This is a genomic window from Exiguobacterium sp. UBA6282, assembly GCF_002440475.1.
GTDB lineage: Bacteria > Bacillota > Bacilli > Exiguobacteriales > Exiguobacteriaceae > Exiguobacterium_A.
Genome location: NZ_DJUM01000022.1, coordinates 29,431 through 53,547, shown reverse-complemented (window position 1 = coordinate 53,547; position 24,117 = coordinate 29,431). Strand labels below are relative to the sequence as shown.

Sequence of the window (24,117 nt, the reverse complement as noted above, 5' to 3'; positions counted from 1 at the left end):
TAGCCTCCGTTAGATTCTTCTCGCTCTATCCTACCATATACAGGAGTGGAAATCGCAAGATACCTCATGACATCATCTGAAAATGAAACGATGTACGCTTATGATAGTGCTCACCGGCACGCAAGACAACGGAAGGGAAATCTGGTTGATTGATCGCATCCGGTAGCCCTTGTGTCTCAAAACAGATGCCCAGGTACGGCGTTGCCCGTCTTCCACAAATCGTGAACTCGCCTGACAAGTGATTGGCCGTGTAGACGACGACCCCCGGTTGGTCGGTTACGACCCGTAACCGCCGCCCGCTGATTGGTTCGTCAAGAACGATCTCCCCACCTTCTCTAAGCAGGAAGGGATGATCCACCCCGCTACCCGCTTGACGAAGTTGTTCGTCTGGTGCGTGTGTGACTTCATGTAGAAAACGGGCATCGAGAAAATCAAAAACGGTGTCTGTTACCGGGAGAATGTCACCGGTCGGTACGGCATCTTTCGTCAACGGAATATAAAAAGGGGCGTCCATTCGCAGGACGTGCTGTTCGATTGTCGTCTTCGCCTCACCCGTCAAATTGAAGTACGTATGATTCGTCGGACTGAACGGTGTCGAGGCCGTCGTCTCCGCTTCATAATGAACATGCAGGACGTTCTCGTCTGTCCATTCGAAGGTCAACTCAAACGATAAGTGACCTGGGTAGCCGTTCTCTCCATTCGGACTATCTAATCGTAGGACAAGTCGGTCATCGTTGATTTCGTGCGTGAACATCCGGTTCGCCCAATTCTCGCTTCCCCCGTGAAGATGATGCTCGCCTTCATTTTGTTCAAGTACATACGTCATTCCTTCGAGCGCGAACGCTCCGTTCGCGATTCGTCCTCCGACACGTCCGATCGTTGCGCCTAAATGGTGTGGATCATCCTGGTATTCTGACAGGTCATCAAATGCGAGTACGACGTTTTCAATCATCCCTTGCTGATCTGGAACCCGTATCGCAAGAATTTTTGCGCCTCGGTTCAAGATATCGACACTATGTCCATGAACATTCTCTAACGTGAACCGCAACAAGTACTGATCTCCTAGTTGACCCACTTCTGTTGTCGTAATCATCATCTGCTTCCTCCTGTACAATACGTTTTGCTGTTTTCCTATTTACCCTTGAAGCAACACAAAAAAACAACAGTAGCAAAGTGCCACTGTCGTCAAGGCGATGGAAAAGGTAGCCGGACTTCGATTCGTGTTCCTTGATGGATAATGGAATAGACGCGTAGTGACGCAGCCGGACCATATGTCACATCCAGTGCGCGTCGAATCAAGAACAGATTCGAATCACCTGATTCTTTTTGATCCAGTTGTTGCATCACAGCAAGCGGCATTCCTTGCCCATTGTCTGCGACTTCGATAACCCAACCCGTCGTCGACTTAAAGGCGCGGACATCAATCCGGTGATGCCGTCCTGCCCTTACGAACGCGTGACGTAGTGCATTATCGACAAGCTGTGTCACGAGGAACGGGAAAACGAAGTATTCCTCAACGGAAGTCTCGATGTCGAGATCGACCGTGATATCAGCGGATGTCAATTGATTCGGACGGCGGCGTGTACCTTCGAGCGATAGATAAGCTTTTAGCGTCGCTAGTTCCTCACGCAGTGGATGTTCATCGTGCCGCGTCGCTGTCGTCAAAAGTTGAAGCAACGCATTCAATTGATGTTTTACAGGAGTTCCGGGATCGGCTGTCCGCTGAATTTCTTCGATGATGCCTTTGAGATAACTGACGTGTAACATAGGTTTCATCTTTCTACCGCTTAATCGGAGCAACTGCTCTTCTCGGTGCATGTATAACTCTCGTGCTAATAAACGGACAAGTTGTTCCGTCATTCGCTCGACCGTATCGTCAAATAGATCTTTCGAGAAATAACAGATGACACCCGCCTTTTGACCGTTGATGCGTATTGGATGAAAGCTTAGAATCTGTCCCGTCAGTTCATCTTCCTGTCGGACGGGTTCTTCTGCCTCAATCCATTGTTGTTCCTCACGTCTCGGTTGTTCGCCACAGACAGCAGGTTGCTGTTCCGTCATATCAATGACGACTTCCGTCGCTCCGAGTAAGACGACACGTTGCATTTTCGTCTCCTTTAATAATGTCGCTCCGATTTGTCGGGCGACTTCTGACGTCAACCCCTGCTTTCGTAAGGGTTGCAACGCTTGTAATAACCGATCAGAACGCTCCGTTTGTCGGACGAAGAGATCACCTTCGAGTCGAAGTTGCGTTCGTAAAATCATGATAAACAGTACCACACCACATGTGTTCGCGAACAATAGCGGAAACACCGCATGACTGATTAAATCAAGCGCCTGCGTCGTGTCTGGAGCCAGCAACAACGTGATTCCACTTTCAAAGAACAATGCGGCTAAGACGATGCCGACTGGTGGAATCAAGGCATAGTCATCCCGTAAGCGCCAACGTTTCCGGTACCATCCACTCACGAGTCCAGCTATCATCGCAATGATCCAACCTGCTTCTGCTCCTAGAGAACCGAGTAAATAGCGGTGCAACCCGACTAGACATCCTGTGATCCCACCGACGATTGGTCCACCGATCAGACCGCTCGTCACGATGACTGCTAAACGTGTATCAAGTAATAAAGCATCCTTTTTGACGGATAACCCGAGTAACGGATCGATCGTTGTATCATTCGAAAGCACGATTCCCGCATAGTTCATTAAAATACCAGATGATACGAATGCTAAAAGAAGTGGTACATTCATCCCGCGGTCCATCTTGAATATGTATCGAGAAATGCGCCACTGGGACAATAGAAAGGCTAACAGTGCTAACATACCTAAACGACTCAGTAAGAATGGAATCTGATCAAGCACGGAATACCTCCTCGTTTCATAGGACGCGAATCGACAATACGGTAGTTGTAGATTACATTCCCGCTCACTCCACCATTCTCCTATCATGACCGTTGAAAGTTCACACAATCCGCAAGTTCTTAATTTTTTGACTGATGTGATATAAAAAAATCGGCTCCTCGATGAGGAACCGACCATCTTATCCTTCTGCTTCTACTTGTTCAGCTGGATGCAACCAAATCTTGACGCGATTGATTTGATAGTTCTCCATCTCCATTACTTCAACCGAAAAGTCTGGTGTATCGATGTGCTCACCGGGTTGAAGATCAATGTTGTGCATCTGAATCCAGCCGCCGATCGTATCCACGTCCTCGACGTTCGTAAATCGAATGTTGAAACGTTCTTCTAAATCCACGAGTAATACAGTACCGTCCAGTAAAAATTCGTCAGATTTGATTTGTTCGATTTCTTCGACTTCATCTGCATCGAATTCATCACGGATTTCGCCGACGATTTCTTCGAGTAAGTCTTCCATCGAGACGAGTCCTGCTGTTCCACCATATTCATCGACGACGAGTACGAGGTGTGTCCGGGTCCGTTTCATCTTCCGCAATGTGTCCTGAAGTGATGTTACTTCAGAAACGACCGGTAGTTCCTTGACGTAATGTGTCACCGGATGTTCGTTCCCGTTCGCAAAATCCGTCAAGACTTCCTTGACGTTGACGTATCCAAGAATCCGGTCTTTATCGTTCTCTTCTGTGACCGGATAACGCGTATACGGATTATCCATGAAGATTTCCATCAGTTCATTCTTCGTCAAACGTTCCGAGATCGTCTCCATCCGCATTCGTGGAACCATTAAGTCTTTGACAATATGCTCGTCAAAGGCGAAGACGTTCTGCATGAGAGCAAGTTCCGTCTGATTGATTTCACCACTTTGGAAACTTTGCGCCATGATGATTTTCAATTCATCTTCTGAGTGGGCTTGTTCATGTCCTGCTGGTTTGACACCGAACAGACCAAGGAACATGCGTGCTGAACCGTTGAGTAACCAGATGAACGGATACATGATCTTCCCGAACACATACAGCGGACGAGCAAATAACAATGTCATGCGTTCTGCATACTGAATCGCGAGTGTCTTCGGAGCAAGTTCGCCGATGACGACGTGTAAGAACGTTACGGATACAAATGCGATACCAAACGACAAGAGTGTTGAAACAGCAGCAGAGATCCCGAAGTCATCGAAGACCGGATGCAAGATCTTTTCGACTGTCGGTTCTCCAAGTGCCCCAAGACCGAGTGCCGTGACGGTAATACCGAGCTGACAGGCAGACAAGTAATAATCAAGATCACCGGCGATTTTTTTCGCAAGGACCGCACTTTTATTGCCTTCCTGGATCATCTGATCCAAACGCGACATCCGCACTTTGACGACAGCGAATTCCGATCCGACGAAGAACGCCGTCAACACAATCAACAACACCACTAAAAATAAATTGATGAATAATATAGTATCCAAAATCCCCTAAACAGGGGTCACCTCCATTGTTTTGTATTAAAGCTGTGCAATCAGAGAAGCAATCAATGTCAGACGCCGGGACAGTTCTAAGCGAATCGCTTGTTTTTCGACTTCCGTCGACTGCAACAAACGTTGCTCGAGTCCTTCAACCGTCGTCTGTAATTGTTGTACTTCCTGATAAATCGTCTCTCCTGTTTTTTGTTCTCGTTCCGTAAAAGAAGCAAGAATCTCTTGCAGGGAAAGCCGTTGAGACTTCAAATATTCAATCTTTTCGATTTGATGAATGACCGATTCGTCATACAAACGGTAGCCCGATGCAGTACGCTCTGATGTTAAGAGACCGAGTGATGTGTAGTAATCAATCGTTCGTTTTGATAAGCCGGTGGTCTCCGCGACCTGACCGATTCGAAGTAACGCCTTCCCAAAAGATTCTCACCTCCTTGCCATAGTTAGTCCTTTTATTTTATCATGTCAAAACCGTACAGTAAAACGTCATGCTTTTAATAAAAAAACGATTACTCCCGTTGATACGAGAATAATCGTTTATACACTTCTAATTTTAAACTGTGGCAATTGGCTCTTCGACCGCTATACCAACGATCGAGCGTTCTAATAATTCGACGACATCATACGTGGCGACCGCTTCATCCACTTCCTTCGCCTTCGTACCGTCACTAAGCATCGTCAAACAGTACGGACATGCTGACCCGATGACGGATGGTTGGACGGTCAACAATTGTTCCGTCCGCGCGACGTTGACACGTGCACCAACTTTTTCTTCTTGCCACATCATACCGCCACCAGCACCACAACACATGCCTTTTTCACGGTTACGTTCTGTCTCGACGAGAGTGATGCCTGGAATCTTCTCGAGAATATAACGCGGTGCGTCGTAAATATCATTGTATCGACCGAGGTAACACGAATCGTGATAGACGACCCGCTCCTTAACTTCATGTAACGGTGTAATGCGTTTCTCATCAATCAGACGAGCGAGCAATTCGGTATGGTGATAGACTTCGACATCCAGACTGAGTCCGAAGTCTGGGTACTCATTTTTGAATGTATTGTAGGCATGCGGATCAATCGTGACGATCTTTTTGACGCCATACTTCTCAAATGATTTGATGTTTGCTTCCGCGAGTTCTTGGAACAAGACTTCGTTACCGATTCGACGTGGTGTATCGCCCGAGTTCTTCTCATCGTTTCCGAGAATCGCAAACGAGATATTTGCCTCGTTCAGAATACGCGCAAACGCCCTAGCGATTTTTTGACTCCGGTTATCGTACGATCCCATCGCCCCGACCCAGAACAGGTACTCGAACTCTTCGCCTGCTTTCTTCTTTTCTTTCGCTGTCGGAACGACGAGTTCATCACGGTTTTTCCGCCAGTTTTCGCGCTCTTTTCGGTTCATCCCCCACGGATTACCTTGACGTTCGATGTTTGCCATCGTCCGTTGCATTTCCGGATCCATCTTGCCTTCCATCATGACGAGATGGCGACGGAGGTCGATGATTTTATCAACATGTTCGTTCATGACCGGACACTGATCCTCACAGTTTCGGCACGTCGTACACGCCCAAATTTCTTCTTCCGTAATGACGTTCCCAATCAATGAATCCGGGACGATATCCATCTGTCCGGCTGCTGCGAGCGCGGCAATTTGATTTCCTTGCGATCCTTCGAACGCAAAAGCAGGTGCCCATGGTGAACGTTGTGTGATGGCTGCCGTTTTCATATTAAGATGGTCCCGTAATTTAACGATCAAATCCATCGGTGACAACATCTTCCCAGTTCCGCTTGCTGGGCACATGTTCGTACAGCGACCGCACTCGACGCAGGCATATAGATCAACGAGTTGCTTTTGATTGAAATCTTCAATCCGATTGACCCCGAAGCTGAATTCCGCTTCGTCGTCTTCTGCTTCTTCCATGACGGATAGATCAATCGGTGCCAAACGACCAACCTTCGATGTCCGCCCGAGCCAGACGTTTGCTGTACCGGCAATCAAGTGCGCATGCTTACCTTGTGGGATGTAGACCATGAAGCTAAGTAGGAACAAAAGATGTGCCCACCAGAAGAAGACGAATAATCCGAAAGCGACCGATTTCGGTACCCAGCCGAATAAGAACGCAATGCTTGAAGCGACGGGTTCACCGAGCGTCGAGTGGTTCTCATAGACAAGGAAGAATCCATTTCCGAAGAGGACGGCAACCATCAAGCCACCGATGAAGATCAAGGCAAGACCTGCTAAGAAATTTCGCTTCAGACGGACGAGCTTCTCGACATACCGGCGATAAAAACCCCAGACGACGGCAATCAAGATGACGAGCATGACGATCTCTTGAAAGAATGTAAAAAATGGATAAAGTGGACCGAGCGGGACATGCGGAAAACGCTGACCAACGGCAAGTCCTTTCCAGATAAAATCAATCGCTCCGAATTGAACGAGTAAGAATCCATAGAACATCATGACGTGGATGGCGCCACTTTTCTTATCTTTTAATAGTTTCTTTTGACCAAAGACGTTAACTAAAACTGCGTCTAGTCGTTCTTTATTCGTCAGCGTCCATTCCGCCTTTTTCCCCCGTTTAATGGCGGCATAACGACTTTTGACGAGTGATGTGAACAGATAGCCTGCATAACCGATGACGAGTAGGAAGGCAATCCAGTTAATGATTAAAAACGTATTCATGTTCGAACAAACCCCTTTCCCCCTAAAGCAGTTGTGTTGAAATGAGTATAGCATATAATGAATGACTATTCATTCATAAATTTTNNCATTCTAAGCAAAAGAACGGATACACTCCTTTATAAGGATGATCCGTTCTTTTTGCTTACCACTTCATCTCTTCAAACATATAATAACCTTTGTGTTGTTCTGTTAAGTATGTATATAACGGAAGACGGACATCCTCACTTGTGATGTATTCCGTTAGCTCCCTTTGATTGATCCACTTCGTCTCGCTAATTTCTTCATCAGGATCATTCGGATCGAGTACTCCGCTCACCTCGCAATCAAAATAAGTGACGAGACTGTGCGCTTGATAAGTTGGCATGAAGTTCTCCGTCAAGAAGGCAAACGACGATGATGTGACTGCCAAGCCAGTCTCTTCAGCAACCTCACGACGAAGTGCTTGCTCGAGTGTCTCCCCAGCTTCAATCTGTCCACCGGGTAAGCTCCACCGATTGTCCTGACCCGATTGATTGTTGACAATGAGCAGTTGATCGCCCTTCCGGATGATCGCGACGATGATTCGATAGAGTGGATACATGACGCTTCCTCCTAAAAAGACCACCTTGTCTAAAACAAGATGGTCCACTGATTGTTTATTCTAGACCGAGCGACTGTGGCAGACGGACTGCACGTGCGAAGGCATTTTTATAATCCTTTTTCGCGACTAACTTTTCGACTTCACGGATCGCTGGATGCTGTTCGTCCGCAAACGCACCCAGGATCGTCAAGTAACGCTCATATACTTGATCGTCTTCCTGACGTGCTTTCAAAAGCGCTGTATACAGCATGACGGTATCTTCACCGTATAAGACAGGTAATTCTTCATTGATTAAAAGTAGCGTATCGATTGACTCCGGATCGACCTTCGGATTGTATTCCGTGATGACCTGCTCTGCGAGTCCTTCGAGTTGATCACGCCATTCGTTGTAGCGCGGCTCATCGTTCTCGAGCCACTCGAACCATTCCTCTTCCAACATCTGTTCCATTTGACGTACTGTTTGTTCAAATGCCATTCGTCTCACTCCGTTTCCAAGTTAAATCAATCGTATACGTACCGACTGCTTGTCCATTCATTTTTAATGTATAGCGAAACTTCATCTGCTGCGGTTTCATCTCAATCGTCTCCGTGTCTGTCTCCATCAACATTTGACCGAACTGACTGCCATACTGGCTTTTAGTCGTCTCTTTTAAAATGAAGACATGATGCATCGCAACAGGACCTTTGCGATTCAGGGCGATCTGGTCTTTTGACCATTTGATCGTCGTATCAATCGGTTGTTCATCCGGTTGAACGAATTTCACGGCAAAACCATCCTTTGTTTCGAACAACGTGCCGTCCGCCTCAAGTTCGACCGATTCACGCATCGGACCATCTTCAATCGTCGTCACCTGTCGTAATGACACCGAGTACTTTACTGGTTTCACTTCTATCACCTCATCGTTTAGCGTACACGATTTTTTCGTCTGATGCATCTTCTGCTTACGCACAACAAAAAAACGGATTCGATGTACTTCGAATCCGTTCAAAACATATTAGCGCACACGGTACAGACGAGCTTCGAATGGACGAAGTTCCAGTTCTGTTCCTTCGTGGTGCATCGTCGGATAGTTGCCAAGCAACATATTATCCGAATGCAAGATGATATCCGTATCGATTTCTGCTGTTTCGCCTTTTAAGTTCGTAACGATCAAGAACTGTTCGTCACCAAGCGTCCGTGTATAGGCATAGACTTTCGTATCTTCCGGTAAGATGAGATCATACGCACCATAAATCAATGTCTCTTCCATCTTACGGATTTGAATCATTCGTTTATAGAAGTTCAAAATCGAGTCTTCGTCTTGTTCTTGTGACGCGACATTGATGTCCGCGTAGTTCGGGTTAACACCGAACCATGGGGATTGATTCGAGAAGCCACCATTTTGCTCGTTCGTCCATTGCATCGGTGTGCGTGAGTTATCGCGGGACGAGTTCCAGATGACTTCCATGATTTCCTCATGTGTCTTCCCGGAAGCGAGTTGCATCTCATACATGTTTTTCGTCGCGACGTCATCATAATCCGAAATATCCGGGAACTGAACGTTCGTCATCCCGATTTCCTGACCTTGATAGATGAACGGTGTGCCTTGCATGAAGAAATACATCATCGCAAGCGACTTCGCGCTCTCTTTCCAGTACTGTTCCTCGTCACCCCAAAGGGAGACCGAACGAACCTTATCGTGGTTTTCGAGGTACAACGCATTCCAACCGGTTGCTTCAAGTCCTTTTTGCCACTTCGTCAGCACTTGTTTCAGTTTGACGACGTCGACGCCTTTTTCCGCATCTGCGCGCCAGAGATCCATGTGCTCGAACTGGAAGACCATGTTCATCTTGCCGTTCTCTTCTCCGACCCAAAGGTCTGCTTCTTCCGGCGAGACGCCGTTTGCTTCCCCAACAGTCATGATGTCGTATTTCGAGAATGTCTCATCCTTTAGCTCTTCAAGATACGCATGGATGCCTTCGACGTTCATATGCATGTCAAACGACGGCACATACGGCATACCAAGTGGGTTCGGGAGATCGCCGAACGACTGATCCTTGTTGATGTGACTGATCGCATCGATTCGGAAACCATCGATGCCTTTATCAAGCCACCAGTTGATCATTGTATAGACCGCTTGACGCATATCGCGGTTTTGCCAGTTCAAGTCTGGCTGACGACGGGAGAAGACGTGCAGGAAGTATTGCTCAGTCTTCTCGTCATATTCCCATGCTGATCCACCGAAGATACTTTCCCAGTTGTTCGGTTCTCCTCCATTGATCGCATCTTTCCAGATGTACCAATCGCGTTTCTCGTTGTCTTTTGACGAACGCGATTCAAGGAACCATGGATGTTCATCAGATGTGTGGTTGACGACGAGATCAAGTAACACTTTGATGTCTCGTTTATGCGCTTCTTCCATTAAGAGATCGAAGTCTGCCATTGTTCCGAACTCATCCATAATGTCTTCATAGTCACTGATGTCATATCCGTTATCATCGTTCGGTGACTTGAACATCGGACAAATCCACAAAACGTCGACGCCAAGATCCTTCAAGTAATCCAGTTTTGCGATGATACCCGGAATATCGCCGATTCCATCGTTATTTGCGTCATAAAAGCTGCGTGGATAGATTTGGTATGCTACTGCTTCTTTCCACCAAGCTCGTGTAATTGTTTGTTGGGCCGTCTCAGGGCGCGGTATCATTTGTGTCATGTGTTAGAAATCCTCTCGTAGGTGAGTCATTAGTAGGAGTTAGGTATATTTGTTCGTCCTTCATTTTGTTTTGCGCAACCGATTGCGCAAACCCTTTACTTTTATCTTATCAAATCCACTTTTAAAGTCAATGTCTCGAGGATGATTTCACCATTTCACATCAATGGGGATCACTCTTCGTTTACATCGAATATTTCAGTTGAATTTACATTACATTTACTGAATCATCCTACACTGTTTATCGGTCAATTTCTACCTTTTTGCATAACCTTTCCTTTCCAAAATGAATCTTTTTTTATTCGTTCGGGTATACCCTAACCAATGCACGTAAAAAAGGGGGATTTTCAAGATGAAGGGACAATTCTTTATTGGTGGACAATGGCTGGATCACGGACGAGAACGGACAGATGTCACGAATCCAGCAACCGGAGAAGTCGTCGGTAGTGTACCAAACGGAACAAAATCAGACGTCAATGATGCTGTCGAAGCAGCACGGAAGGCTTTTCCAGAATGGTCGAAGCGGACAGTATATGAACGCGCTGAACTCTTGGAAAAACTCTATGCCAAAATGATCGAGAAAAAAGATGAACTCGCCCGGTTAATGACGCTTGAGATGGGAAAACCGCTAGCTGAATCAGAAGGTGAAGTCCAGTATGCGGCAAACTTCGTCAAATGGTTCGCAGAGGAAGGAAAACGGGCATACGGACGTGTCATACCGACACACGATGCTTCTAAAAGACTTCAAGTCATCAAACAACCGGTTGGTGTCGTCGCCGCGATCACACCATGGAATTTCCCAGCAGCCATGATTACCCGAAAATTGGCTCCGGCTCTCGTTGCCGGATGTACGTTCGTCATCAAACCACCCACCGCGACTCCATTAACAGCACTTCGTTTACTTGAACTTTGTCAGGAAGTCGGGATTCCAGAAGGCGTCGTCAATGCCGTTACAGGTAGCGGGAAAGCACTCGGTGAATCACTCGCGACACATCCGCATGTCGATAAGATCACCTTCACTGGTTCGACCGAAGTCGGACGGACACTGATGGCTCAAGGAGCAGAGACGATCAAAGCGATGTCGCTTGAACTCGGCGGACATGCACCGATTCTCGTCTTTGATGATTGCGATCTCGATTTAGCTGTTGCGGAGACGATCAAGTCGAAATTCCGAAACGGCGGACAGACGTGTGTCTGCGGAAACCGGATCTATGTATCTGATTCGATTTATGACGCGTTCGTTGAAAAACTCGGTCAGGAGACGGCAAAATTGAAAACCGGGAACGGTCTGGATGCCGAAACAAAGATCGGTCCAATGATTAATAAAGCGGGTTACGATAAAGTTAAAAAACATGTTGATGACGCTACTTCAGCCGGTGCTCGTGTCGTCACGGGTGGAACAGGAACAACGGACGAGGAGAACGATGTCTATTATTATGAAGCAACCGTGCTCGCTGACGTAAAACCCGGCATGTTGATCATGAACGAGGAGACGTTCGGACCTGTCGCTCCCGTCCAGCGTGTCAGTTCTGATGAAGAAGCGGTTCGTTACGCCAACCAGACACCATTCGGTCTCGCTTCATACGTCTTTACGAAGGATTACGCGCGTGCCATTCGTGCAATCGAAGGGCTTGATTATGGAATCGTCGGCTGGAATGATGGGGTTCCTTCTGCTGCACAAGCACCATTTGGTGGAATGAAACAATCCGGTCTTGGACGCGAAGGCGGTAGTGAAGGACTCGAAGCGTATCTCGAGACAAAATACATCTCAATCGGTGGACTAGCATGAACGCGGCGGATTGGTTCGTCCAATGTTTAGAGGCAGAGGGAGTCACGCATATCTTCGGTGTTCCCGGTGAAGAGAACATCACATTGCTCGAATCACTTAGTCGTTCGTCGATCACGTTCATCACGACGCGTCACGAAACGAACGCTGCGTTCATGGCAGCGATGTTCGGTCGCCTGAGTGGACGACCGGGTGTCTGCTTATCGACGCTTGGTCCTGGTGCGACTAACATGATGACGGGAATTGCGAGTGCAACGATGGACCATTCTCCTGTCGTTGCCATCACAGGACAAGGAGCACTATCACGGCAACATAAAGCGTCGCATCAAATGTTTGATCTCGTTGATCTATATCGTCCGGTCACAAAGTCAAGTACGTCCGTTCTGACACCAGAAGTGATTCCGGAAATCGTCCGTCGTGCCTTTGCGACGGCACAGAGCGAAAAGCCGGGAGCGACGCATATCTCTTTCCCAGAAGACGTCGCAAAACAAGAACGAGATCAACCTGTGACTCCTGTCAAAAACGACAGTGCTCCGACATATCTTCATCCGTTGACGATTGATGATCCGGACGTTTTACAATTGATCGATCGATCGCAACGTCCTGTCATCATTGCCGGTTTCGGGATTCACCGTCAACACGCACTTGAGGCGTTTCGGGCATTCGTCGAACAGCTGGATGCTCCGGTCGTCGAGACAATGATGGGAAAAGGCTCCATCTCCTCACAACATCCGCTTGCCGCGCATACGATCGGTTTGCCGGATGTTGATTACAACCAACGAATTCTTGATGCGAGTGATTTAATCATTACGATTGGTTATGACATCACGGAACTGCCCCCGGAAAAATGGAATCCGAAAAAGACGCCGGTCGTTCATCTGGATACGAACCTTCACGAAATCGATGCCTACTATCCAGTCGTTGCAAATCTAGTCGGCAATCTTTCAGATGTATTGACCGTTTTGACACCACTGCTTCCAAAGCGTTCCTGGAACGGTTGGCAACGGAATCGCGATAAGTTGCGTCAAGAGATTCAAGAAACATATTCCCTCGCGCTCCCTTTACATCCTCAAAGCATCGTTCGTGAGCTCGAACGGACGGTTGGTGAAGCCGGAATGGTTTTCTCGGATGTCGGAGCACATAAAGTCTGGCTCGCTCGCCATTATCAAACGACACATCCAGATCAATTGTTCATTTCGAATGGGTTTGCTTCAATGGGCTATGGTTTATCGAGTGCACTCGCAGCCAAACTTCTCTACCCCGACCGACGTATCGTCTGCGCCGCTGGAGACGGAGCTTTTCTTATGAACGGTCAGGACCTCGAGACCGCCGTTCGTTTGAAGCTGCCACTCGTCGTATTAATTTGGCGAGACGGGACATATGGTCTCATCGAATGGAAACAACAACAAGCATATGGAAAATCATCGTACATCACCTTTGATAATCCGGATCTCGTTCAACTGGCTCATGCTTTCGGTGCGCTTGGACTTCGCGTCGGTGAACACGGTTCGCTTGCCCATTGTCTTGATCAAGCTTTCGCGAGCGATGGACCCGTATTGATTGACTGTCCGGTCGATTACCGGGAAAATCTAAAGTTAAGTGAACGTCTCCGGACGTATGGAGGGTGATATATTATGACACAACCACGTAAACTGCAGTCTATTTCTGATTTTGATCAATTTGCGTCCGAGCATAGCGCGTTCGTGATTTGCAAACACAGTACGACGTGTCCGATCAGTGCCGCAGGATTCTCAGAGTATACGAAGTTCGCGGATGAAACATCTGTTCCGACAGCATATCTCTTCGTCCAAGAAGCTCGGACCTTATCGAATCACATCGCTGAACACTATAATGTCCGACATGAGTCGCCACAAGTTCTTTTCATTCAGGACGGCAAATCTGTCTGGACAGCATCTCACTACGACATTACAAAGGATGCACTCGAAACGAACGTTCAGTAACGCTAACTATGAAACAAGCTTCTGGCTGTTTCAAACTGAAGACAAAGCGCAATTTTCCTCTAACGAGAAGGATTGCGCTTTTTTATTTCCTACGAATCATTTTCCTCATTTAAAAAAACGCTTTCAAAACTACATAAAAAATAAAATTATCTTTCTTAGCTATTATTATTTGTAATTCGAACTAAATCGGATTAAGATAAACTACAGATAGAACGACCGTATAGAAATCTGTACCGTTAGTTTAGTTAGGAGGATATTCATGCAACAAAGTGCAACTCACACAGCTCGAGCTCCTTACGGCATCCTCGCCGTTTTGATGATCGGGGCATTCATCGCTTTCTTAAATAATACCTTGCTCAACATCGCCCTTCCTTCAATCATGAAGGATCTAGCGATCGAACCAGCTACTGCTCAATGGCTGTCGACTGGTTTCATGCTCGTCAATGGTGTCTTAATTCCGACATCTGCTTTCTTGATTCAAAAGTATTCGGTTCGTCGCTTGTTCTTACTCGCGATGACTCTCTTCTCGACCGGAACGATTCTTGCCGGATTCGCAGACGTCTTCCCTGTGTTGCTCGCAGGACGGATGATTCAAGCGTCGGGTTCTGCCATCATGATGCCGCTACTGATGAACGTCATGCTCGTCAGTTTCCCGATTGAAAAACGCGGGACTGCGATGGGCTTCTTCGGATTGATTATGATGGGGGCTCCAGCGATCGGACCAACGTTATCCGGTTGGATCATCGAGCACTATGATTGGCGGATGCTGTTCCACTTCATCACACCAATCGCCTTAATCGTTCTCGTCGCTGGTTTCTTCTTGCTTCGTGACGTCAAGGAACGGTCTGCGACTCGGATCGATCTGACTTCCGTTGCACTTTCGTCACTTGGTTTCGGTGGCTTATTGTACGGATTCAGTTCTGCTGGCTCTAAAGGTTGGGATAGTTTCCACGTCTATGGAGCACTGATCGTCGGGGTCATCGCACTCGTGACATTCATTTATCGTCAGCTGCATATGGAACGTCCGATGCTCAACTTCAAGATTTATCGTTACCCGATGTTCGCCTTGTCTTCTGCGATCTCGATGGTCGTCACGATGGCGATGTTCTCGGGCATGTTATTGCTTCCGATCTATGTCCAGACGATTCGCGGTATTTCACCACTTGATGCGGGTCTCATGCTGTTACCGGGTGCCATCTTAATGGCCGTCATGTCACCGATCAACGGGAAGCTGTTTGATAGGATCGGTGGTCGTCCTCTTGCATTGACTGGTTTGTTCATCACAGTCGTCACGAGTTATTACTTCAGTCAACTTGAGATGGATACGACGTATACCCATCTGATCATCCTGTATTCGTTACGGATGTTCGGGATGTCAATGGTCATGATGCCGGTCTCAACGAACGGTTTGAATCAGTTACCAACACGCTATTATCCACACGGCACAGCGATGAACAATACGTTGCAACAAGTATCTGGTGCAATCGGAACGGCGTTGCTTGTTACGATCATGTCAACGCATGCTAAGACTCGTGGCACAGAGCTCGCGGCCGAAGCGGCGAAGAACATGACAAGTCAACCGACAGCTGAAGCAGCTGCTGCTTTAAAACAGCAGATTACGATGCAAGCGACGCTTGACGGAATCAACTATGCATTCTTCATCTCGACGTTCATTGCTGGTCTAGCATTCGTCCTCGCCTTCTTCATTAAACGGGCGAAACAAGCTGAAGACATCATTAGCGATCAACGCTCATTGAACGAAACGATCGTCAAACCGCAAGTCTCCAATCAATAAGTGCAAAAGCAGTCGTCTCTCGCGACTGCTTTTTTTATTGTTTGAGCTATATACTGGTACCCCCCATACCTATATGTTAGAGTAAAGATAACAACAAGATTACTAAAGGAGGCACGACTATGGCACACGATCACCCTGTCGTCCCACGAACACATGAAGAACAAGACGCTTTAATGAAACGATTAAAGCGTATCGAAGGACAGGTCCGCGGGATTGCCAACATGGTTTCTGAAGACCGGTATTGTATCGACATTTTGACGCAAACCGCATCGATTCAAGCAGCTTTGCGGCAAGTCGAACTGCAAATCATCGAACGCCACGTCAAAATGTGCATGCATGAGGTCGCGACTCGTCAAGACAGTACGGACGCTTACGTCGATGAGTTGATGGCAGTCATTGCCCGTCTGAAAAAGTAAGGAGGGTTTTCTGATGTCAAAAACGATTGAGTTTGATATTGAAGGGATGACATGTGCCGCCTGTTCCGCTCGGATTGAAAAAGTCCTGAACCGGATGGACGGCGTCGAAGCAACGGTCAACTTACCACTCGAGACGGCTCGTGTCTCGATTTCTGATGCCTATGATGATCAAGCGATCATCGAAAAAATTCGCAAAATCGGCTACGAGGCCACGGTCAAACAAGCACCACACGCAACAAAATCGAATCGTCGGATGCTGTATCGCTTCGTCATCGCAGCCGTTCTTTCGCTCCCTTTGCTCGCAAGCATGCTGACGCATATTCCGAACAGTCCGTTTCATCTTCCATTCTTGATGAATCCGTGGCTTCAGTTTGCTTTAGCGACACCGGTGCAATTCATCATCGGTGCGCCCTTCTATAGCGGAGCCTACAAAAGTTTACGGAGCGGTAGCGCCAACATGGATGTCCTTGTCGCGCTCGGGACATCGGCAGCCTACTTCTATTCCGTTGCTGAAATGCTGTTCGTCTCTGATATGCCACACCTCTACTTTGAGACAAGTGCGATTCTGATTACACTCGTCTTGCTTGGGAAGGTTCTCGAAGACCGTGCGAAACAACAGACGACAGGAGCGATTAAAAGTCTGCTTTCCTTACAAGCGAAAGAAGCCATCGTTTTGGAAGATGGGCAGGAACGGATCGTTTCAATTGAGGCGATCCAAGCCGGGATGGTGTTGCTCGTAAAACCCGGAAATAAAATTCCGACAGACGGTATTGTTCGCGCAGGTGATGCGTATCTCGATGAGTCGATGTTGACCGGTGAATCCGTTCCTGTTCATAAGACTGTTGGCGCATCCGTCATTGGTGGTACGCTGAATACGAACGGTTCCTTACAAATCGAGGCGACAAAGATCGGGCAAGCAACGGTTCTCGCACAAATCATTCGCGTCGTCGAGCAAGCGCAGACCGAAAAAGCGCCGATTCAGCGCCAAGCCGATCGGATTTCTGGTGTGTTCGTACCGATCGTCGTCGCCATCGCGCTTCTGACATTAGCCGCTTGGTGGATGTTCACCGGTTCCTTTGCAGAAGCGATTCGTCCTGCCATCGCGGTTCTCGTTATCGCCTGTCCGTGTGCACTCGGACTCGCAACACCAACTTCAATCATGGTCGGAACCGGAAAAGGAGCGGAACGAGGGATTCTCTTTAAAGGGGGGGCTCAACTGGAGAACCTCCAACATGTCGATGCTGTCGTCTTTGATAAGACTGGAACACTGACAGTCGGTCGCCCTGTCGTCGTCGAGACGTTTGGCACGGAGACAGCGCTCGATTTCGCTGCCGCGCTCGAACGTCAATCCGAACATCCTCTTGCCCGTGCCATCACAGCAGAGCGGGATGTCGTCTTTGATATCGAACAGTTCCATGTCGAATCAGGACGTGGGATCACAGGACAAATCATGGGACATGATTTGATCGTTGGTTCAGCGCGAATGATTCAGGAACGAAAAATCGCCCTTCCTGACTGGACGTCACTCGGAGCGACACTCGTGTATGTCGCCGTCGATGGAGAAGTCGCTGCCGGATATGCCATCCGTGACGCGTTAAAAGATTCAGCGAAAGAAACAATCCAGCGGTTGCGAGAGACTAAGGACGTGTATCTCTTGACCGGTGATCGTCGTGAAGTTGCTGATCATCTAGCGGAAGAACTCGGACTCGATCGAGCGTTCGTCTTTGCTGACGTCTTACCTGTTGAAAAGGCAGATGTCATTCAGTCACTTCAACAAACGAAACGTGTCGCGATGGTCGGAGACGGTATCAATGATGCTCCCGCTCTTGTAACGGCGGACGTCGGCATCGCGCTCGGCAGCGGCACAGATGTCGCCCTCGAAGCAGCCGATGTGACGTTGCTTGGACATGATTTAAAACAAGTTTTACTTGCGATCGAACTAAGTGAGCAGACAATGAAAAACATTCGTCAAAATCTCGTTTTCGCACTCGGCTACAATACGATCGGCATCCCTGTTGCTTTTCTTGGTCTGCTTGCTCCATGGCTTGCGGGCGCCGCCATGGCATTCAGTTCTGTCTCTGTCGTGACGAATGCGTTACGATTAAAACGTACCCCACTATCTGAAGGAGGAACTTCATCATGAAAGAAACAACGTTATCTGTTATCGGTATGACATGCAATCACTGTAAAGCGAGTGTCGAATCAGCTTTATCTGAAGTCGAAGGTGTACAACATGCTACTGTCTCACTGGAACAAAACCAAGTGACGGTACAGCATGAAGACGTTCCTCGTGAGCGCCTCGTCGATGCAATCGAAGAGATCGGCTATGATGTGCCGACTGCTTAAACATCCATGCCAAACTGCTTCTAACACGCAGTTTGGCTTTTTTATTTTTTGAAAAGCGGGAATATACGGAGTAAGGAGGGGTTCGTATGGTACCGCAAATCGAATTCGTAGAACACTTCGACGACAACAAAGGAAAACGATTCAAAATCGAACTTTGGAATCTCGGAACCTTCACATTCAGTGCCGAGTCAGCTCGTGGACCTGTCACCCGTTTCACCTCCATCGATATTCAATTCGTTCAAACCTGCGTTCAACGAATGCGCTCGATCGTGGACGCCAAAAAAGCATTCCAGGAAGATCAACCGGTCTAATCCTGTCTTTTTTCATTCTCCTCATGGCACTTGCCATGAGTTTTTTTGTTTCCGGTCAATGTTTTTCAATATTCTCGTCTTTTTTTCGAAAACCAGTATCGCTTCGTCAAGATGAACCGATAAGAAACAGACATCATTTTATTCACATCTTGAGTATTGGAGGCAACTACGTGCGCAATCCTTTTAAAAGTAAGACTACTTCGGTTTATCAAGCTACAATCGGCTTTCCTGATTCTCATCTCATCACGAAGACGGCAGATCCTGATCTTACATCTCGTCTCGTATACATGGGGTATACAGAAGAACAGCTACAGACACTTAAATCGATGGCACCTGTCGTTCAAGGCATCTTAGATGAGGTCCTCGAGCAAGTGCTTGACCATCTATTATTGAATCCAGAGATGGCAACGATCGCGAAACAATCATCGACACGCGAACGATTGAAAAAAGTCTTTGCGGACTACTTCACGAGTCTTCTGACAGGAAACATGGATGAATCCTTCCTTGCGATGCGGACACGGATGGGACAGACGCATAAACACAACTTCGTTCCCGTCACTTGGTTCATCGCTTCATATGCTGCGTTTCAGACGTTGTTGATTCCTAAAATCGTCGAACATTATCAGCATGACCCAGCGCAACTGACAACAGCCGTGCTTGCATTGACTCACGCGATGAACTTAGATGCTCAAATCGTAACGAGTCAGTACGTCGATTCTCGTCTTCATGAAGTAACGGCAGCGAACGAGTCGCGCCGTCAACTGCTGACAGACGTCGTTCGTGTCAGTCAAGAAGTCGCAAGCTCCGTCGAACATACGGATCATGCCATCATCGAAACGAGCCGACGTGCTTCACAAGTGTTGGCAGAAACAGATCAGACGGAGCAGACGAGCCAGCAACTCGTCCAAATGACGATTGCTAACGAACGACAGATGCAACAGATGGAGCAACAATTCGCTCAATCAACACAACAAGTTGGTACTTCGCTTGAAAGCATCCACGAATTGAAAACGACGTCGGATGAGATCGTCCAGATGACACAAAGCATCGAAGCGATCGCCAATCAAACGAACTTACTCGCGTTAAATGCTTCGATTGAAGCAGCCCGCGCCGGTGAACACGGTAAAGGATTCGCTGTCGTAGCGACGGAAGTCCGGAACCTTGCTGAAAATGCCAAGTCATTAAGTAGCAGCATCAATGGTCTGATTCAAAAGAACAATGGCAACATTACACAACTGGTTTCTCAGATGGAAGACATCACACGCGCCAACACTGCATCTCAGCAAGAATTACAACAAGTCAAACAAGGAATCCAAACCGTTAAGAGTGAAATGGAAAACTCACTGACGTTGTTTGGTCGTAATAAAGAAAACCTTGGACAAATCGTCGAGACAATCCAAGGTCTCAGTAAAACGACGCAAGGCTTGACGACACTGACGACGGATCTTGTCGCAGCTTCAGAAACACACTAAAAAACAGGTCTCTCTTTTTCGGTCATAGCCGAAGTGAGAGACCTGTTTTTTTAATTGTCTTGTTCTGCCGTGACGACAAGACGTTGATCGTACCCTTTTGAGTTTGTAAACGTACCAATGCATGAAATGAGCGTCAGTTTGTTCATGACGGTCGCACCAAAGATTGATCCGACTGGTGCTTCATCGACAGGATAGGACATGACGTTCGTCACCACGTATGACACCTGTTGTCCTGTTTTCCCTGTCACTTCAATCCGTTGCCCTTTTTTCATCTTGGCTAAATCATAAAAGACAGCAGGTCCCTTTTCATCGTCTAGATGTCCTGCTAATACGACATTTCCGGTTTGACCGGCTTTCGCACCGTATTTATACCACGCGACTTGATCCGTTTTTTTTGGCACATCCATCCGTCCTTGCTTATCCTTCCCGACGACTTCGATGTTTGCTTTCACATCGAGCGTCGGAATCATAATACGCGTTGGAATGAATGCTTCTTCGTCCACCATTTCGGATGAAGTGGACGAAGAAGACATCGTTTCAGTTTGTTTTGGTTTTTCCGGCTTTGTAGTACCTGGAGGTGATCCCGATTGGCATCCGGCTAATACGAGTAAGAGAAGCAGACTACTCTTAAGCGTTTTGTTTACGACGGACGACATACGCTGTTCCTACTAACAAGGCAGCTGCTGCGACTGCCCATGGTGTAGCAGAAGTCGTATCAGCAGAACCACCAAGTCCTGTATCTGGCATTGATGCCATTTCACCGCCATCTGGAATTAAGAGAACATCAAACGCTGGCTCGCCTTCTAGTAAACCGATTGCGAGAGCTGTATAGTTTTTGCCACTGTCGAGTTTGACGCCATCAAGTGCTTTGACGACATCCGTTGCGCCTGCAGGGCGGACTTCAAGGTCATACGTACCTGCATCGAGTGTACCGTAGTCAGAGACTTTTGAGAATTCAAGGTTGCTAAAGAGTGGGTCTCCACCTTTTGGTGCGACATCAACAGCAGGTGCATCTGGTGCAAAGTGTGCGACACGGACCATTGATTTGCCGTCTTCGCCTTTGCCGTTGTCTTCCATGACAGCAAGTTTAATATCAGCAAGTTTACCGATTGCTGCGACAGAATAGAATTTACCAGCTTCCACATTGAGTGTTTGAGAGAGCACAGGATCTTTTGTTGTTCCTGCAGCGAATACTTCTACTTTATGTTCGCCAGCTGGTAGTGTGAGGTAATCTGTGACATCTTTGAATTTTGCTCCTGATACGGCTTTTTTGCCATCGACCGCGATATCGACTGCCGGAGCATCTGGTGAAGCATGAATGACACGAACCATTGCGTCATCTGCTGCGCCTACCGGAAGCACGAATAGTGCAAACAGTAACGTAGCAGTCACAAACGATAAGAGTTTCTTCATCTTTTTTCCACCTTTCTGATTGTCAAATGTACATCGCTCTCAAACCAATGTTCTTACACTTCAGAATATTTCCGTCGTGGTGACATCTTAAACTTAAGATACTTCCGTATATGTGTAAAGATTTCGGTGTGCTATGAACTTGTTTTGAAAACACACTGACCTTCTTTTTGTTTTCGAAATAAAATACATAACAAATCAATTGAAAAGAAGGTTAGTTATGATACAGCCTCGTCACGGTTAAGTGCCTACCTGTCCGTTTTACTTCTGACGTTCTTGAATCCGATGACGAGCGGACAGGATGCCGTTTTGTTTCTAATCGGTATTTTTCTTGGTTCTGCCACCTGGGGGAGCATCCTGGCAAACATCACACACCTGCTTAAACACCAGATTGCGACGTCCGTTCTACGCGTCGTCCAATAGACATCTGTCAGTCTGATCATCGGATTCGGTGCATTCGGAGTCGTTCAGTTCTTCTTCTAAACAAAACAAAAGAGACCGACATCACGTCTGGTCTCCTTTGTCTATTTATTTAATGAATCCAATCATCATCTCGCGCAACACTTTTGCTGCTGCGATCGCTGTCATATCCGATTGATCATACGCTGGGCATACTTCTACCAAATCAGCTCCGATGACGTCGACGTCTGCTCGTGCAATCATGTGAACGACTTCGAGTAGTTCCTTCGTCGTCACCCCACCGATTTCTTGTGTCCCTGTTCCTGGTGCTGCTGACGGATCAAGGACATCGATGTCGATCGTGACGTAGACCTTTTTCCCGGCAAGTGTTGGAAGAACTTGACGAAGCGGCTCGACGATCTCGTATTTGAAAAGGTTGTAGCCTGACGTCTTCGCCCATTCGAACTCTTCTTTCATCCCCGAACGGATTCCGAACGAATAGCAGTTCTCCGGTCCGATCAAGTTCGCGATTTTCTTGAGTGGCGTCGAGTGTGACAACGGCTCACCTTCGTACTCGTCACGCAAGTCCGTATGCGCATCAAAGTGAAGCACAACAAAATCATCATAGTGTTTATCGAACGCTTTGACGACTGGCCACGTGACTAAATGTTCGCCACCCATACCGAGCGGGAACTTGCCTGCTGCCAGTAATGAATCGACGTATTCTTCAATCATATCAAGTGATTTTTGTGCATTCCCGAATGGTAACGGGATATCTCCTGCGTCAAACAACTTCGCGTCGGCGATGTCGCCATCTAAGTACGGGCTATATTCTTCTAAACCAAGTGAGACTTCACGGATACGTGCCGGACCGAATCGTGAACCGGGACGGAAACTGACCGTCCAGTCCATCGGCATGCCGTATAAAATTCCTTTTGCATCCTCGTGAGTCGGTTGACTCGCGATAAAGACTTTTCCTGAATATGCTTCATCAAAACGCATGATCCATTCCCCCTGTTCATTGGTCGTTTGCTGCTGCAAACGCCTCTTTACCTGACAACAGAGCGATTTCGAAGATCGAAACCGCTCTGTTCATGTGTGCTATAGTGACTGAACTCAGCCGTTCGTCAAATCTTTAACGAACTTCGGAAGCGCGAATGCTGCCGTGTGAAGCTCAGGCGTGTAATACTTCGTATCGATCTCGTGGAAACGCTCTGGTACGACAGCAAGCGGATCGTGTTTTTTTGATCCGATCGTAAACGTCCAAAGACCACTTGGATATGTCGGAACGTTAGCGATGTAGAGCTTCGTGATCGGGAAGATTTCTTTGACGTCGCGTTGAACATCACGGATCAAGTCTGGTGTGAACCATGGGTTATCCGATTGTGCGACGAAAATACCGTCTTCTTTTAATGCTTTTGAAATACCAGAGTAGAAGCCTTTCGTGAACAAGTTGACCGCTGGACCAACTGGTTCTGTCGAATCGACCATGATGACATCATACTCGTTTTCTGCTTCTGCGATATGCATGAATCCATCCCCAACGATGACTTCGACGCGTGCATCGTCCAATCCACCTGCGATGTTCGGGAGGTATTTTTTCGAATACTCGATGACTTTTCCGTCGATTTCAACCAAAACAGCTTTTTCGACGGACGGGTGTTTCAAGACTTCACGGATGACTCCGCCGTCTCCTCCACCAACGACCAGAACCGATTTTGGATTCGGGTGTGTGAACAATGGGACGTGCGCGACCATCTCGTGGTAAACGAACTCGTCCTTATCTGTCGTCATGACCATTCCGTCAAGTAACAACATCGTACCGAACTCGTCCGTTTCAACCATCTCTAGGCGTTGAAACTCCGTTTGTTCGCTCTCATAAACGTGGTT

Annotated in this window: 22 protein-coding genes; 9 read left to right on the top strand and 13 right to left on the bottom strand. The window is 47.5% G+C overall.

Going from position 1 to position 24,117, the window contains the following annotated elements; all coding sequences use genetic code 11:
• Positions 1–64 precede the first annotated feature (64 nt).
• From B2751_RS07000 to B2751_RS06960, 9 genes are all read right to left on the bottom strand, one after another.
• The gene (locus B2751_RS07000) at positions 65–1,096 is read right to left on the bottom strand and encodes an aldose epimerase family protein (RefSeq protein ID WP_035411287.1); all 1,032 of its coding nucleotides are present in this window, start codon (positions 1,094–1,096) and stop codon (positions 65–67) included.
• Positions 1,097–1,185: 89 nt separating this feature from the next.
• Positions 1,186–2,862, bottom strand: a complete 1,677-nt coding sequence (locus B2751_RS06995; protein WP_035411291.1) for a LytS/YhcK type 5TM receptor domain-containing protein — start codon at positions 2,860–2,862, stop codon at positions 1,186–1,188.
• A 178-nt stretch (positions 2,863–3,040) separates the two neighbouring features.
• Positions 3,041–4,363 (bottom strand): hemolysin family protein, encoded by a 1,323-nt coding sequence (locus B2751_RS06990; RefSeq protein WP_035411294.1) that lies wholly within the window; start codon positions 4,361–4,363, stop codon positions 3,041–3,043.
• 36 nt (positions 4,364–4,399) lie between these two features.
• A complete protein-coding gene (locus B2751_RS06985; protein WP_035411297.1) occupies positions 4,400–4,768 on the bottom strand; it encodes a MerR family transcriptional regulator in 369 nt (122 codons plus the stop codon).
• Between the two features lie 154 nt (positions 4,769–4,922).
• Entirely contained in the window at positions 4,923–7,058 is a 2,136-nt protein-coding gene (locus B2751_RS06980; protein ID WP_290773784.1) for a (Fe-S)-binding protein, read from the bottom strand.
• A gap of 142 nt (positions 7,059–7,200) precedes the next feature.
• Complete coding sequence (locus B2751_RS06975; RefSeq protein ID WP_056064029.1) at positions 7,201–7,638, bottom strand: NUDIX hydrolase; 438 nt, start codon at positions 7,636–7,638, stop codon at positions 7,201–7,203.
• A gap of 55 nt (positions 7,639–7,693) precedes the next feature.
• Positions 7,694–8,113 carry a hypothetical protein gene (locus B2751_RS06970; protein ID WP_050677289.1) on the bottom strand — a complete coding sequence of 140 codons (420 nt, stop codon included), beginning with the start codon at positions 8,111–8,113 and terminating at the stop codon, positions 7,694–7,696.
• On the bottom strand, positions 8,103–8,525 hold the full coding sequence (locus B2751_RS06965) for a DUF1934 domain-containing protein (RefSeq protein ID WP_231496909.1): 423 nt from the start codon (positions 8,523–8,525) through the stop codon (positions 8,103–8,105). The genes B2751_RS06970 and B2751_RS06965 overlap by 11 nt, the downstream gene beginning before the upstream one ends.
• 108 nt (positions 8,526–8,633) lie before the next feature.
• Entirely contained in the window at positions 8,634–10,334 is a 1,701-nt protein-coding gene (locus B2751_RS06960) for a glycoside hydrolase family 13 protein (protein WP_056064035.1), read from the bottom strand.
• 349 nt (positions 10,335–10,683) lie between these two features.
• On the opposite strand from B2751_RS06960, the gene B2751_RS06955 reads away from it, so the two are divergent.
• The 9 genes from B2751_RS06955 to B2751_RS06915 all read left to right on the top strand — a co-directional run bounded on the left by B2751_RS06955 (position 10,684) and on the right by B2751_RS06915 (position 20,418).
• Positions 10,684–12,120 (top strand): NAD-dependent succinate-semialdehyde dehydrogenase, encoded by a 1,437-nt coding sequence (locus tag B2751_RS06955; protein ID WP_035411314.1) that lies wholly within the window; start codon positions 10,684–10,686, stop codon positions 12,118–12,120.
• Positions 12,117–13,745 (top strand): acetolactate synthase large subunit, encoded by a 1,629-nt coding sequence (locus B2751_RS06950; RefSeq protein WP_290773782.1) that lies wholly within the window; start codon positions 12,117–12,119, stop codon positions 13,743–13,745. The genes B2751_RS06955 and B2751_RS06950 overlap by 4 nt, the downstream gene beginning before the upstream one ends.
• A 6-nt stretch (positions 13,746–13,751) precedes the next feature.
• Positions 13,752–14,078 carry a bacillithiol system redox-active protein YtxJ gene (gene ytxJ, locus B2751_RS06945; protein WP_035411320.1) on the top strand — a complete coding sequence of 109 codons (327 nt, stop codon included), beginning with the start codon at positions 13,752–13,754 and terminating at the stop codon, positions 14,076–14,078.
• 259 nt (positions 14,079–14,337) lie between these two features.
• Entirely contained in the window at positions 14,338–15,873 is a 1,536-nt protein-coding gene (locus B2751_RS06940; protein WP_290773779.1) for a DHA2 family efflux MFS transporter permease subunit, read from the top strand.
• 119 nt (positions 15,874–15,992) lie between these two features.
• Positions 15,993–16,289: a metal-sensitive transcriptional regulator gene (locus tag B2751_RS06935; RefSeq protein WP_035411326.1), complete on the top strand. Its 297-nt coding sequence runs from the start codon at positions 15,993–15,995 to the stop codon at positions 16,287–16,289.
• A 13-nt stretch (positions 16,290–16,302) separates the two neighbouring features.
• The gene (locus B2751_RS06930) at positions 16,303–18,432 is read left to right on the top strand and encodes a heavy metal translocating P-type ATPase (protein ID WP_290773777.1); all 2,130 of its coding nucleotides are present in this window, start codon (positions 16,303–16,305) and stop codon (positions 18,430–18,432) included.
• Positions 18,429–18,635, top strand: coding sequence for a heavy-metal-associated domain-containing protein (locus tag B2751_RS06925; RefSeq protein ID WP_023466808.1), 207 nt, complete (start codon positions 18,429–18,431; stop codon positions 18,633–18,635). Before B2751_RS06930 ends, B2751_RS06925 begins: the two co-directional genes overlap by 4 nt.
• Positions 18,636–18,721: 86 nt before the next feature.
• Entirely contained in the window at positions 18,722–18,946 is a 225-nt protein-coding gene (locus B2751_RS06920; protein ID WP_035411332.1) for a hypothetical protein, read from the top strand.
• 170 nt (positions 18,947–19,116) lie between these two features.
• Positions 19,117–20,418 carry a globin-coupled sensor protein gene (locus tag B2751_RS06915; RefSeq protein ID WP_056064050.1) on the top strand — a complete coding sequence of 434 codons (1,302 nt, stop codon included), beginning with the start codon at positions 19,117–19,119 and terminating at the stop codon, positions 20,416–20,418.
• Positions 20,419–20,468: 50 nt separating this feature from the next.
• On the opposite strand, the gene B2751_RS06910 is transcribed toward B2751_RS06915, so the two are convergent.
• The 4 genes from B2751_RS06910 to speE all read right to left on the bottom strand — a co-directional run.
• The gene (locus tag B2751_RS06910) at positions 20,469–21,074 is read right to left on the bottom strand and encodes a class F sortase (protein ID WP_290773774.1); all 606 of its coding nucleotides are present in this window, start codon (positions 21,072–21,074) and stop codon (positions 20,469–20,471) included.
• Positions 21,046–21,831, bottom strand: a complete 786-nt coding sequence (locus tag B2751_RS06905; RefSeq protein ID WP_290773772.1) for a DUF4397 domain-containing protein — start codon at positions 21,829–21,831, stop codon at positions 21,046–21,048. The genes B2751_RS06910 and B2751_RS06905 overlap by 29 nt, the downstream gene beginning before the upstream one ends.
• 525 nt (positions 21,832–22,356) lie before the next feature.
• The gene (speB, locus tag B2751_RS06900) at positions 22,357–23,229 is read right to left on the bottom strand and encodes an agmatinase (RefSeq protein ID WP_290773770.1); all 873 of its coding nucleotides are present in this window, start codon (positions 23,227–23,229) and stop codon (positions 22,357–22,359) included.
• Positions 23,230–23,343: 114 nt separating this feature from the next.
• Positions 23,344–24,117, bottom strand: a 774-nt coding sequence (gene speE / locus B2751_RS06895; RefSeq protein WP_290773768.1) for a polyamine aminopropyltransferase, incomplete at its 5' end; no start/stop codon positions are given.

What these genes read in the sequence shown, in the direction of transcription:
- B2751_RS07000 (WP_035411287.1), bottom strand. Translation starts at nt 1,096, where the DNA reads ATGATGATTACGACAACAGAAGTGGGTCAACTAGGAGATCAGTACTTG.
- B2751_RS06980 (WP_290773784.1), bottom strand. Translation starts at nt 7,058, where the DNA reads ATGAATACGTTTTTAATCATTAACTGGATTGCCTTCCTACTCGTCATC.
- B2751_RS06975 (WP_056064029.1), bottom strand. Translation starts at nt 7,638, where the DNA reads ATGTATCCACTCTATCGAATCATCGTCGCGATCATCCGGAAGGGCGAT.
- B2751_RS06970 (WP_050677289.1), bottom strand. Translation starts at nt 8,113, where the DNA reads ATGGCATTTGAACAAACAGTACGTCAAATGGAACAGATGTTGGAAGAG.
- B2751_RS06960 (WP_056064035.1), bottom strand. Translation starts at nt 10,334, where the DNA reads ATGACACAAATGATACCGCGCCCTGAGACGGCCCAACAAACAATTACA.
- B2751_RS06955 (WP_035411314.1), top strand. Translation starts at nt 10,684, where the DNA reads ATGAAGGGACAATTCTTTATTGGTGGACAATGGCTGGATCACGGACGA.
- B2751_RS06950 (WP_290773782.1), top strand. Translation starts at nt 12,117, where the DNA reads ATGAACGCGGCGGATTGGTTCGTCCAATGTTTAGAGGCAGAGGGAGTC.
- ytxJ (WP_035411320.1), top strand. Translation starts at nt 13,752, where the DNA reads ATGACACAACCACGTAAACTGCAGTCTATTTCTGATTTTGATCAATTT.
- B2751_RS06940 (WP_290773779.1), top strand. Translation starts at nt 14,338, where the DNA reads ATGCAACAAAGTGCAACTCACACAGCTCGAGCTCCTTACGGCATCCTC.
- B2751_RS06935 (WP_035411326.1), top strand. Translation starts at nt 15,993, where the DNA reads ATGGCACACGATCACCCTGTCGTCCCACGAACACATGAAGAACAAGAC.
- B2751_RS06930 (WP_290773777.1), top strand. Translation starts at nt 16,303, where the DNA reads ATGTCAAAAACGATTGAGTTTGATATTGAAGGGATGACATGTGCCGCC.
- B2751_RS06925 (WP_023466808.1), top strand. Translation starts at nt 18,429, where the DNA reads ATGAAAGAAACAACGTTATCTGTTATCGGTATGACATGCAATCACTGT.
- B2751_RS06920 (WP_035411332.1), top strand. Translation starts at nt 18,722, where the DNA reads ATGGTACCGCAAATCGAATTCGTAGAACACTTCGACGACAACAAAGGA.
- B2751_RS06910 (WP_290773774.1), bottom strand. Translation starts at nt 21,074, where the DNA reads ATGTCGTCCGTCGTAAACAAAACGCTTAAGAGTAGTCTGCTTCTCTTA.
- B2751_RS06905 (WP_290773772.1), bottom strand. Translation starts at nt 21,831, where the DNA reads ATGAAGAAACTCTTATCGTTTGTGACTGCTACGTTACTGTTTGCACTA.
- speB (WP_290773770.1), bottom strand. Translation starts at nt 23,229, where the DNA reads ATGCGTTTTGATGAAGCATATTCAGGAAAAGTCTTTATCGCGAGTCAA.